10 protein-coding genes and 1 riboswitch are annotated in these 12,790 nt (G+C 39.2%); of the genes, 9 read left to right on the top strand and 1 reads right to left on the bottom strand.

The features are described 5' to 3' along the window. Nucleotides 1–133: 133 nt before the first annotated feature. From BK120_RS23320 to BK120_RS23360, 9 genes are all read left to right on the top strand, one after another. Nucleotides 134–4,192, top strand: coding sequence for an S-layer homology domain-containing protein (locus BK120_RS23320; RefSeq protein ID WP_076269906.1), 4,059 nt, complete (start codon nt 134–136; stop codon nt 4,190–4,192). Between the two features lie 317 nt (nt 4,193–4,509). Then, complete coding sequence (locus BK120_RS23325) at nt 4,510–5,001, top strand: hypothetical protein (protein ID WP_076269907.1); 492 nt, start codon at nt 4,510–4,512, stop codon at nt 4,999–5,001. A gap of 188 nt (nt 5,002–5,189) precedes the next feature. Next, nucleotides 5,190–5,456: a hypothetical protein gene (locus BK120_RS23330; RefSeq protein WP_076269908.1), complete on the top strand. Its 267-nt coding sequence runs from the start codon at nt 5,190–5,192 to the stop codon at nt 5,454–5,456. A 276-nt stretch (nt 5,457–5,732) separates the two neighbouring features. After that, entirely contained in the window at nt 5,733–6,707 is a 975-nt protein-coding gene (locus BK120_RS23335) for a hypothetical protein (RefSeq protein WP_076269909.1), read from the top strand. 30 nt (nt 6,708–6,737) lie between these two features. Further along, nucleotides 6,738–7,472 carry a hypothetical protein gene (locus BK120_RS23340; protein WP_076269910.1) on the top strand — a complete coding sequence of 245 codons (735 nt, stop codon included), beginning with the start codon at nt 6,738–6,740 and terminating at the stop codon, nt 7,470–7,472. Nucleotides 7,473–7,768: 296 nt separating this feature from the next. Then, entirely contained in the window at nt 7,769–8,188 is a 420-nt protein-coding gene (locus tag BK120_RS35495; RefSeq protein WP_076269911.1) for a hypothetical protein, read from the top strand. 56 nt (nt 8,189–8,244) lie between these two features. Next, nucleotides 8,245–9,375 carry a GGDEF domain-containing protein gene (locus BK120_RS23350; RefSeq protein ID WP_076269912.1) on the top strand — a complete coding sequence of 377 codons (1,131 nt, stop codon included), beginning with the start codon at nt 8,245–8,247 and terminating at the stop codon, nt 9,373–9,375. Nucleotides 9,376–9,558: 183 nt separating this feature from the next. Then, nucleotides 9,559–9,831: a hypothetical protein gene (locus BK120_RS23355; RefSeq protein ID WP_076269913.1), complete on the top strand. Its 273-nt coding sequence runs from the start codon at nt 9,559–9,561 to the stop codon at nt 9,829–9,831. A gap of 400 nt (nt 9,832–10,231) precedes the next feature. Next, a complete protein-coding gene (locus BK120_RS23360; RefSeq protein WP_076269914.1) occupies nt 10,232–11,080 on the top strand; it encodes a coiled-coil domain-containing protein in 849 nt (282 codons plus the stop codon). 554 nt (nt 11,081–11,634) lie between these two features. Continuing rightward, nucleotides 11,635–11,723, top strand: a riboswitch (cyclic di-GMP riboswitch). Between the two features lie 50 nt (nt 11,724–11,773). Here BK120_RS23360 and BK120_RS23365 read toward each other — a convergent pair. After that, nucleotides 11,774–12,730, bottom strand: coding sequence for an IS30 family transposase (locus BK120_RS23365; protein ID WP_076269915.1), 957 nt, complete (start codon nt 12,728–12,730; stop codon nt 11,774–11,776). Nucleotides 12,731–12,790: the final 60 nt, after the last annotated feature.

The following is a 12,790-nucleotide window of genomic DNA, read 5'->3' on the forward strand; positions in this document are numbered from 1 at the left end:
ACCATAGGTGATATCAAGATAGCTAACTAATTTCGTTTACTGAATATACTAATCATATATTCAGTAAAGGGAATTAGTTCTCTCGGACCGTAAATGTATGGGTCTGTAATTAAAAACACAGGAGGAAGTACAAGTGAGGAAACTAGTAAACATGGTTTTAGCTTTAACTCTTTTTTTGGGAGGAGTATTTGGTAGTTTGTCTGGAGGAAGCCTTGTAAGTGCTGCCGAAAGTTTGAATTTGGTAAGTTTGGGATTACCACCTGAAGTAACTCTCAATGGAACATTTGATAAGAGGATAACTTCTTACACGGCTACAGTCCCGAATAGCTATAAAGTAATAACTATAGCACCAATAGCTGAAAGTGCTTCTTCGACTGTAAAGTTAATAGGATTCCCAGTTTTTGAAACACCTTACGACTACACTGGACCTGCTATTGGGGCATTATCAAAGTATCTAAACGTGGGAGTTACTAGACTTGATATTGATGTAATCAACGGATCGCAAAAGCAAACTTACACAATAGATGTGAAAAGAGAGATAGGTCCAGACAGTGATTTGATAACACATAAAGTACCTTCCCAGATCGGAGCCAGCGCTAGTGTAACTTACTTTATTAACGGAGAGGGTAAACTTTTTGGTTTGGGAGATAACATCAATTTGGAACTCGGTTCCCAACCATCTCGCGATGTCTTGATCCCTGTATATACGGGGTTAAAAGATGTGGTAGGAATAACAGGTGGAATATCGAATGGTGTTGGGTATGCAATTGCAATGCTTTCAGGTGGGAGAGTAGCCGGTCTTGGAAAAAATGTAAACCAAAAAGCGTTTTCTGAAATGGAAGGAGTAATTGATACCGACGGAAAGGTATTTAAGTATCGTGACGGATCTGTGTCTATAGCCAATGCAAATGGAGTTTACAGGACTTTATTTGAGGGAAATGTTCGTGATGTTGTTACTGCATCAGGAGCTGTGGCCATTATGGAAGACGGATCTGTTAGAGTCTACACTGATATAAATAAATACAAAGTACTAACTGGTATTACTAACGCGGTCAAACTACTAAAGATAAGTTCGAGTGCCGCACTTATCTTGACCTCTGATAATGAGCTCTATAGATGGTACTTTAATAGTGCACAAAATGCTTATATTCATGAAAGAATCCCTGGTTATTTTAAGGATATGGCTTCTGGAGGAGGTAAAGCAGATTCTACTGCTAATCTAGGGCTCGCTACGGTATTGCAATCATTTTCAGATACCTACAGCACAATGGTTAATTACGGATACAGTACTAGTGATTGGGGAAAAGACATCGTTTCCTTCGATGCTGGGAGCAATAATGCATTTTATGTTAATAACAAAAATGAATTATGGGGGGTAGGTACTACAACTCATGGTGAGTTGGGCCTCAAATCTACTGATGCTTACGCTCTTGTCATACCAAAATCAAGAAAGATAGTAGACGATATCTATAGCTATACTACAGTAGATTCTGGACCTTGGAGCCCACCTATATCGGCACCTACAAACCTAGCAGTTAAAGTAACATCAAGTTCTGCAGATCTTTCCTGGAATGCCGTACTAGATGTTACAGGTTATCAAATTAAGAGAAATGGTTCATTACTGACAACAGTTACGGGAACATCTTTTAAAGATACAAATTTGACTGCAAATACAAAGTATGATTATGTTGTAGCTGCTGTAAAGGATACTAATGTAGGAAAACCTTCTGCAATCTCTGCGACAACACTTTCCTTACTAGCAGCTCCAGCAAATTTTGATGGTTCTGATATTACTGGATCTTCTATTACCATGTCTTGGAATTCTGTAGTAGGGGCAGACGAATATGTGCTGAAGCGCAATGACACTATTGTTGCTAAAGATACCGCGTTATCCTTTGTTGATTCGGGACTAACCCTTAATACATCGTATACTTACTCGGTGGTAGCTCTGTTGGATGGGAAAGAAATATCTGAGAAAGCAATAAAAACTGTAAGCACTCTTAATAAACTCGATGCAGTTACTAATTTTAGATCAACAAGCAAAAGCAATAACAGTATTACTTTAGGTTGGAATTCAGTGCCAGGTGCCACTTCTTACGAAATATTTGTTGGCAATGGAACAACACCTATTTATGTAGGTAATGCTACATCTTTTGCTCATAACAATTTAATTTCAAACACGGTTTATGAGTACCATATTATAGCGAAGAAAACTGGACTTATTAGCCAAGAAACAAATCTTTCGGTTGCTACCGATCTATTGATAATTCCAGCTCCCGCAAAGATCACTGTTACAGGTGCTACATATAATTCAGCCTCATTTAATTGGACTCCGGTGGATGATGCTGAGATTTATGTTATTACCAGAAATGGAAATCAAATAGCTAGCGGTATAAGCACTTCTTATACAGATACTGGTCTTGAGGAGCAGGTAATCTACACTTACCGTGTGGTTGCAAAAATAGGTAACTCTGCAGGTGCTTACGCAGAAGCTATGATTGTGACCCCTGTGAAACCTAACCCTGAAGACTTGAAACCTCAGATGCCTTCGGCAGACGTGGTACAGTTTAAAGCGAGTTCAGCAGGTATTACTACTTCTTCTATATCACTGTTCTGGAATACTATAACTAGTGCGGATACTTATACTGTTAAACGTGATGGTGTCACTGTCTACACTGGATCAGACACAACATTTACCGATACCGTATTGGAAGCAGACCACACTTATATTTATACACTTACTGCAAGTAATGTGTATGGGGAAAGTGCTTCTGTAAGTACTGAAGCAACCACCAAAACATTAGCTCCGGCTAAAGTGGAAAACCTCCGTGTAGCTAGAATTTATTCGGATGCTGCATCTATGCAATGGGGCATGGTCCCTGGAGCAAAATCTTATACTCTTGTGCGTGATGGAGACATTATTGTTTACAGCGGACCAGCAACAACGTTCCGTGATACGACTCTAAGCCCAACTCAATCTTATGAGTATAAAGTTATTGCAAGTAATGATGGAGGATCTTCGGTTTCCGATTCCTTGACTGTTACTACTATTGCCGAAGTAGCCCCAGTAGCTATTTCTCCGGCACCTGCAGTTGAGGGTACCGTAACTTTTACTTTCAGAGTTATTGAAACTGCATCTGCTTACTATGTTGAGCGTAACCCTCAGTGGGTTTACACAAGACAAGCTGATGGAACTTTTAAATTAACTTATACGAACACCTCTACTGGTGTCGTAGAGGATCATGGGACTGTTACTCCAGTTAATGGTAAACTTCCATTCGCGGAATATGGTGTTGCGGGTGGTGCTAACTATCATTATGATGTGACAGCAGTGGTTACGAATCCAGACGGTTCTGAGACTTCTATTGGGAAAAGTGAGGTAGAGGTAGTTACGCCGGCGGATGGTTCGGGTGCAGTAGTTGCTCCTGAGAATGTTAATGGTGGTAATGGTGGGTTCGAAACTTCAACGCCCACAACACCGACAACCCCTCCAGTAACTCCAACCAAGCCTCCAGTATCACCTACTCCGACACCAACTGTTCCGACACCAACCCCTACTCCTGGTGGAGATACAGGCTCTTCTGGTGGTTCTAATGGTGAATCGGGTGAAGGAATTAATTTCCCTGATACTAAAGGTCATTGGTCAGAGGAAGCTGTTCTTGAGCTAAGCAAGCTCGGGGTTGTTTCTGGTGATGGTAAAGGAAATTTCAATCCTAATGCTAAGATAACTAGAGCGGAGTTTACAGCTATGGTTGTCAGAGCATTAACCTCAATAGAAGTTAAAATAGATCAAATTTACTCAGATGTTATCCCGTCTTCTTGGTATTTTGGTGTTGTTAATACGGGCACTAAGTTAGGATTTGTTACTGGTATTGGTGGAGGTTTATTTAAACCTCATGCAACAGTAACAAGACAAGAAATGGCGACTATTCTTTCAAGAGTTCTTCTTGAGTACGATGAAAGCTTAGGAGTTGATGGGCGGAAAGTGAACGATATTCTAACTAAGTTTATAGATAGCAATAAAATATCTATGTGGGCTTGGTATGGTACTGCTGTTATGTTAGAAAATAAGTTACTGAGCGGAATTAATGAAGATATTTTAGCACCCCGCAAGGAAGGCACTCGTGCGGAAGCTGCTGTTTTGATTTATCGTTCTCTGCTAATGATTAAGAACAAAGCTATTGTTGGATAAAAATTACTACAAACCGCACTTCACTAAAGGGGAAGTGCGGTTTGTAGGATTAGACAAAGACAAGTGTGTATACGAGTATAAGTCAAGGGGCTATACGGCGTAGTAGGTGGAGGAAATCGTTATTTTTGTGGAGATTGTTTAGAGAAAATAAAGTTGTAGACTAAAGACCTTGTTATTACAGATTTTTACCTACGAAAATGCGGTAGCCTGCACCAAATAAGTTTTGATATTTCAATAAGAGATTTTAAGAAATAAAGTGCTAGACTAGAATTATTAATTAAGTGAATAGAGTAAAAATTGTAAGGAGGTTATCAAGCGTGAATTGGTTCCCAACACATATATTTACAAAACAAATAGATCAGAAACATGAAAGCATAGTATTCTCTACGGATAATACAACTTTGAAATTATCGACATTCCAGTGGATAAAGCATTATATGGCTTCAAAGATCAGTACGAATGCTCCTTTCCGACTTAAAATGAACGAAAAAGACTTTTTGTCTGAGTTTGATAAGGATATACTCAACAGATTTGGTTTAAGCCTGAGTAATGTTACTATTGGAAATGGTTTTGCATGTATTGAATTTAATCCGGAAAATGCTTCAAGTGTAGAGACAGCAGATGTAAGTAATGATATAGAAGGAACAAAGCGCTATATCATGAATAAATTGAATGAAAACGGTCCACTCTCTGTGAAAATGAAGGAAAAGCACTATGATCAAAACTTCATGCTATTTATAGATTCCCTAAGATCATTCCCTGTTAAGGTGCTATTTGAAAACGGCACAGCAACAATTACTAATAAATGAATCTTCAATACAACAACTCCTAATGAGGATGTGCGTCTAACACTTTATTTACTCAGTCTAGAACTTTATTTCTCAGTTTAATACTTCTTCTAACAGAGATTTCTGAAAATTTTAAATGTGTCTTGGTTTAGATGCAATATGAAATTATGTTGTAAAAAAGATAACTTTATAGAAAGATGTGAAGTTTTGTGGATACTCCAAAAATAACAATATCATCTGAATCTGTCAGATCTATTCTTACTGATCTTATTAATGAATATATAAGAATTGAAAAATCAATAAAAGGTGTAGCTTATCAACAAAACTCACATTTCATAAGAGGGCAAATAACACTAATGACTTCTTTCATGTATGAAACATGGGATTTGAAAAATGGCCAAAGTTATTTTGCATTTCTCAAATATATTGTTGAAAAATATGAACTAAATGGTGTATGGAGAATTAATGATTTATGAGATGCTTCCAGTTCACTTTGATAAGTTATGAAGTAGTATAATACCGCTCGGCTGGGAGTCCTTCCAAGATCGATTACCTGATTCCTTGCGTCCTTAGGCACATTCGGGCTGCTGGTCCAATCACTGCGCGTGGAATTTACCAGGTACGAATCTACCTGCACCGAGTAGCTTTAATAAAGATTAACATATGTTTGTGAAAACTGGTTGTCAGCAAACGAGTGTTTGGTTACTTCTCTACAGGAAAAACATTGTTGACAATGAAAGGACAGAATATATATGAGTGAGTATTTAGATACAATTCAAGCTGCTAGTTTATTGAATATAACTGTTGCTTCGATCTATAAAATCGTTAACAACGCTGATCCAGCAAAACGCCTTGATCCTGTAAACCGAATGACACATAAAGGAGACGGTGGTTATCGATTTACACAGGAAGAAATCGATCGCATTAAACCCTTTTACGTGAAAGAAGACTTAACATCGTCACAAGCAGCTAAAAGAATAGGTAGATCAACGACTTATATCCATCAATTATTTAAAAAGGGTTTACCTTATTACGAGGGAGAGTTTCGTGGCAAAAAAACATTTTTTATTAAAGAAACCGATCTCGATTTGTATGGAACCAATAATCCGAATTCTGGAAAATACGACACGATTTACGACCGCAAATCACAGGTGTATTTATTTCAACTCTACCGCCTGGGTAATAGGCTGGCTCGAGTATGCAGTATGAAGCGGGTAAGTCGAAGTAAGGTAGAAGTCATGCTTCAGGTCGGCACAAGTGATCGTATACCACTCGAACATGCAATTAATGAGGGATGGAAGCCAGCTGCTGCAGCTATTACTGATCGTAAAGCTATTACAAGTCACGGATACGCAATATTTGAGTTTCCACTACCGATTACTTCAGATTCAGTGATTTACACAATAATAGATGAATTTTTTAAACTGATCGGTCCTGCAAATCTACGTATTCAAGTTGCTGATGTTATTCAGGTAGAAGTAAAGAAAGCAGTTCTAACGGGTGTATTACCATCAACTCATCCGGATATGATCGACAAGCTAAAAACCTTTATACGATCAGGCGAGATTACGCCAAAGTATGATGGGACGCTAATTGATACTGGACTTTCCCCTGTGACGTTATATTTACCGGAGAAAGAAAAAGAAAAAATGATTGTCAAAGCTAAAGAAACAAACAAATCACTTCAAGAATGGCTTGAAGCGACTATATCTAATGCCTTGGAGTAGGATAACAAAAATATATTACTGGAGGATTCTATGCACAATCCTTTAACATACCTCATTTCATTATTAGAAAGCTTCGATACATTTACTGATCATAAACTAAGTGAAATGCTCCTTAGATGGGCAAAGGACGAACGGAAAGGGAAGAAGAAAGCTGAGATACAGGAGCGGGGATTGAGAATTTATACTGATGAAGACTGTGAAGCTTTAATTGAAGAAGCTTTGAATCTACAGCTAATTGTCGTCACAGATATTACAGAACATGGCCGTAAACTGCAGTTGACACACGAAGGTCGTTTGACGCTGGATATTCATTTAACCGATAATTTTTCTGCTGCTTACAAAAAATATGAAGAAGAATTTAACTCCATATTCGTTTTAGCTAGACAACTCCCGCTTCCTAAGATATCCATTATGAAATTTTTCCACTCCCGCCAAGACATACATACCATTACAGAGCATTTCACTAAATGTACTACTTCTAAAAAAGTAGTGGTCGCTTATCATGAACATCTCCTAGAGGAAACTACAGGAGTAGAAATCAATTCGCTTAGTGATGAACACTATGTATTTCATTTGGCACCTCGCCTTTTCGTCCCTATCGATTTAATAGGAAAGAAAGTTACGTTGGATATATTAGGGCTAAAAGAGCCGGTTAAATTAGCAGTGTCTTCTCCATACCCCAACAAACGTTACTATATTGCTGGTATGAAGAAAGGTCGTATGAATACTGCTAGTGGTTTTTATTCGAATCGATCACCGTCTTGAGATTGATTTCAGATTCACCACACCTTTAGGTCGGCTTTTTTCTACAGAACAGCAATTTACTCGGAAACTCGCATCGATGGATGCATTTACCGTTGTAACATCAATAAACAGGGATAGTTATACTGAACCTAATGCAAAATTTATTGTTCATGATATTTACAATCATTTTGAGATTCACGAGAATATCACACTTACTAATTTTCCAATGGAGATCCACCATTTTAGCCATGCCGGCAGCTACTTTGATCGTTGGTACAGAGGATGGTCAACTAAATACATGAAAGGAGAGGGCGATTATGAAAACAAACTGCGAGTGTCTGGAAAAGAATGAGGAATGGCATTTTGAAGAACAACTCGAATGCTGGTATGCAATACGTGAATGTGCTTCATGCACATATTACTGGGAAGGTCCGGATCACTCCAAAACGAATAGATCCTCTCCACCTCTAACTGGAATAGTATATAAACCAAATGATGCTGCTGATAAGGTAGATTCGATTAGAAATAGGCCTGGTCAATTTCTTGTCTATTGTTACGACGAGCATGGACGATATGGATCACCCGTAGGATTTAATGAAGTAAAGGATATCTTTCAGTTTTGTGAGCTAAACAAATTTTCGCATAAAAAGATAAAGGTCATCTCTGACGATCAAATTAACGTTTTGGTTCAGTATGGGAGCTATGTATTTCCGAAAGAATGGACTCAGTATAATTAAAGATAACTAAAATCACTTAGAGAATAAACGATCTAATATGAGAGGAGCAGCGTGCGGTGTATAATTTATTAAACGGATCTCAAGGAGTAATTTACTATGCATCCTTGAATATTCTTGTTCTAACCCTAATGCTTATTTTAGCCGTTAGATTACTTATACATAGAAAGAAGCGGGCATATCTGACACTTGCAATTTGTATGGCAGTTGTACTGCTCGAACAGATTTGTTTGCTAGGAGCAGGAGTGCTTGGAAGTGGTGAAAGCCCAGGATTCTCATTCATTAAGAATTTGTTTAATGCAATCTCTTTCATATTGGCAACCACGGGAGTTTATCAGCTGTATGCGGAAACAAATAAAAAGCTCGTAAGAGGCGTATATGGACTGTTAGCTCTTGGAATTTTTATGTCCATTAATCCTATTATAGGAGGCATCTATCAGCTTTTACTGGCTATTCTTGCCTATTATTTGATATATCCTCTATTAAATCGTAGTCGAAAGTATCTTCTAGGGTTGAGCTTTTATGCAGCTGCTGTAGTTGCACATCTAATCAGTAGCATTGTGTTGGAACCGGTAGTGCTTCTACAAGCAATTGATAATCTCTTTCGTGTCGGATTCTACGTAATGCTTTTTGTTATTTTATTTGATCGAGTAATAGAGCTCATGGAAAACATATATCAGAAATCTACTCGGGATGCATTGACTGGCCTTTACAATCGATTCTATTTTTATACTACAGTTTCATTTATGATGAATGAAAAGGCACACATTTCTATTATTTTTCTCGATTTAGATAACTTCAAATTATTGAATGATACTCGTGGCCATGGAGAGGGCGATAAAGCTCTAAAGTTGGTTGCTACAATTATAAAGGAGGAAGGAGAAGGAATTGGAATTGTTGGGAGATATGGCGGGGAAGAAATGGTGATGATGGTTGAGGATATCGAAGTTGATGTTGCTGAATTAGCGGAGAAAATCCGATACAGGATTGAAAGCGAAACAATTGTTACGGTGAGTATTGGGCATGCCTCATTCGAGGAAGGTCTAACAACCGATCAAATTATCAAGAATGCTGATATTGCTATGTACAATGCGAAAAAATCAGGAAAAAACAAGGTTGTCTCTTTTCAGAACACTGATGAGAATCAAAATGAAAATGTGGATTTTTCATCTTTATCCGTGATGAGCTGAGCATTAATATAACTACGGACCGAAGAAACTGAATGAATAGCTTGCGTACTAAGGTGGTGATTGCAATTTCTACAAGAAATGAATTATTAGAAGTGGCGGCCAGCAAGTTTTGTACAGATAGCAGCTAGAGATCGTTGCAACATATTGAATTACCTAAGTGTATAAAAAGGAGTTGAATATGAAGTGGGGTACAGTGTCGATTGTTTTAAACGCTTCAATGTGGCAGAAAGCATGGGTGATTATGTTTTTGAAAAAATCGGATACGAAAATGGTGATTACATATATCCTTCATCATTAACGAAGCTCAATGAATTATTTTCAAGTCATGGAATGGAATTTGACCTTGTTCCTTCGTTTGGGGAAAAATACTATTTTGATTGTTTAACAAAAGAAGAAACAGAGTCTATTATATCTGAATTAAAGGAGCCAAGTGAATGTCTTCGCATTGTAGAATAGCATAACCTATTGAATTTGGTGAAAAATGAATTACCGAATTGTCTTCTATCATTCGAGAGTCTTATTAATAGATGGAAGTCAGGATTCTACGTTATAGAAACATATTGAATACGATTGTTATCAGAGAACGGAAAAAAAGTGGCGATACAACTTATTGAATAAGAATGTATGAAGAATGATCAGAGAAAATAAAGTTATAGGCTGACTATGTTGATTTGATGCTATTCTTGAGTCTGATAATCGTCTGCATTTGAAAAGTCTAGATTCACGAAGTCTTGATGTTTATAGGGATAAGACAAAAACAAGGTGTTAACACTATTAACAGTGTTAACACCTTGTTTTATTTAATAAAATTTGTTAACATGAAATAATAATTGGAAACGGGAGAGGTGTCATAGGCATGGGCGCTAAAGGTTTTAATAATATTGATGATGATACTAAAGCGAAGATTAATAATGCTATTTCAGCATCAGGATTAACAGATAAAGAATGGATTGACCGAGCGACAGATGTATGGCTTCAGCATGAAATGAAATCCACGTTTCCTGAACATCGTTTGGAGATTGAAGAAGTAGAAAGTCTAACCAATCGCATTAGAGGCGTTGTGGTCAATCTCGCAGAGAGAACTCATTTCGATAGAAAAGATATACAACAAAACCATGCAGATGCATTAGAAGAGTTGAACTTGCAAATTTCAAAACAGAACCTTGAAATTCAAGCTGCTGCACGTGATTTAAAAGCAGCACAAGAGGTTGTACTAAGAGAGAGAGAACTCCGCATTGAATCAGAAAAGTACGCTCAAAAGGCGCAAGAGACAAGTGATACGAATAAACAGCTGGTGGAATCATATAGAGAGAAAAATGACACACTCACGGGTCTTGTTAATCAATATAAAGAAGGTTATGAAGCGAGCAATCAGCTTCGTATAGAGCTGACAGCAGCCGGCCAACGCATAAATGAATTAGAGAGAGAACTAAAAACAGAACAGATAGCACGAGCTAGTGCTGAAAAAGGACATGAAGATGAAATTCAACGTGTTTCCGATCGTAAGGACCTGGAGAATGAACGCGAAGTGCTACGGATGCGCACCGAATTACAGAATCAATTAACTGAGTCTAGCACTCGAGGTGCAGCGGAAATAAGAGAGTTATACGAACGGTTAGAGACGCAAAGGAAGGAATATGAGCTGCTTTTACAAGATTCAAGGAGATCAATATCCACTGAAGCGGATAGTAGTCCCAGTAGTTAGACTATTCTTCTTCAGGGAAATAAAAATAAATGGCTGATGAAAGCATCGTCCGAATTGATAGGGATTAACCCCTTTTTCGGTACGATGTTTTTTTTGTGTTTCCAATGATAACAACCAGGAGCACGTGCCACAGCTTCGCGGCGCAGCTAGGTGCGCCGGTTAATCGATCGCGCTGAACCGGCGCTTCCGGAAGAACAACCATTTGCGCGAGCCACGGCTTCGTCGCTAAGCTAGCGGTCTACGGGACTTTTTGGACAGCAGTTTTACCGCTCAGGGGCTACAGATGTCACGAGTGTGTCGAACGCGCTGGCCCAGCGTTATGAATCAAGATTACAATCTGCAGTAAGCCAGAGTCGCCGTAGCTCACATCGAACTGAGCTCGCCGAACCGGTGATTTCGGAAGTATAAGCAGTTTTCGTGTTGCAGTTTCGCCATAAAGATAGCGAACCAGCTAGTACATGAAACAATATTCGACAAATTATATATCAAAGTCAAAAAAACTGTACTATCATTAGTACACAGAGAAGAGTATTATGCTATTATATACAAGAAATTAAATAAAAGGGCAAACTTGTTGAAAAGCAAGGACGCAAAGCTAAGGGTCTAAAGTTCTAGGACGAACTAAGATAGCCTGGTTACAATTGAAAAGGGCTTTCTCTATTTTGAGATAGCTTTTTTTTATAAGACGGTTTGTCAAGCTAAGTGCGACAGTTCGTCCATGAATGCTTCGTGAGCAGATTTCCAGCCTAGACATTTACGCGGTCGGTGGTTGATAAGGCGGACAGCATCCGCTAATTCCTCATCCGATACCATGGCGAAATCGTGTCCCTTAGGAAAAAATTCTCTTAACAGCCCGTTGGCGTTTTCATTAGAACCGCGCTGCCAAGAGGAATAGGGATCTGCGAAATAAACCTTAATGAGATGAACATTCTCCAATGCCGAGTAGCAGGCAAATTCTTTGCCTCGATCTGTTGTAGCAGTCTGAAAGCTCCCTTGCGGGTACTGGCTTGCCGCGACACCAAAGGCGATCTCCATGGAATGAGCAGTGCGATCAGGCATTTTTACAGCCAAGTAGAGACGTGTTTTACGCTCAATGAAGGTGGCTGCACAAGCCTTGCTCTTTCCTCGACTGGACACGACCGTATCAAGCTCCCAATGACCAAACGTCGTTCGTTTGCGGACTTCCTTTGGGCGCTGACAGATCGGAGCACCGACAAGGAAGCGTCCTCGTGTTTCCATAGGTTTGCGTCGCTTCCCTTTGTGACGCAGAACCCTCGTCTCGGAGACCGTTAGCCTACCGTCATAGAGCCAGCGGTAGATCGTCTTAAAGCAGACAAAAGGTAGCCCTTCATTACGCCGCTTCTCCGCGAGCTGCTCGGGGGACCAAGTCTGTTCCAGCTTCTCTCGCAATTCTGAAGCTAGCTTAGGCGTGAACTTACCTGCTGGCACACTCCACGCTCTTCGCTCCTGGTATGCTTCCTGTGCAGCCGCAGCTTTGTATTGCTGATTGATCTGCCCGCGTACGATTTCTCGTGCGATTGTAGCGTGATGACGACCGAGCTGTTGCGCGATGGCTCTCGTCGACCAGCCTAGCCGTCGCAAGGTCTCTAGTTGTCCACGTTCAATTATGCTAAGATGGGAGTAGCTCATGTTGGGTTCTCCTGTAGAATATGGTTGTGTGGTAACTTCCATTTTACACGAATCCATTCA

The organism is Paenibacillus sp. FSL A5-0031 (assembly GCF_001956295.1).
Taxonomy (GTDB): Bacteria; Bacillota; Bacilli; order Paenibacillales; family Paenibacillaceae; genus Pristimantibacillus.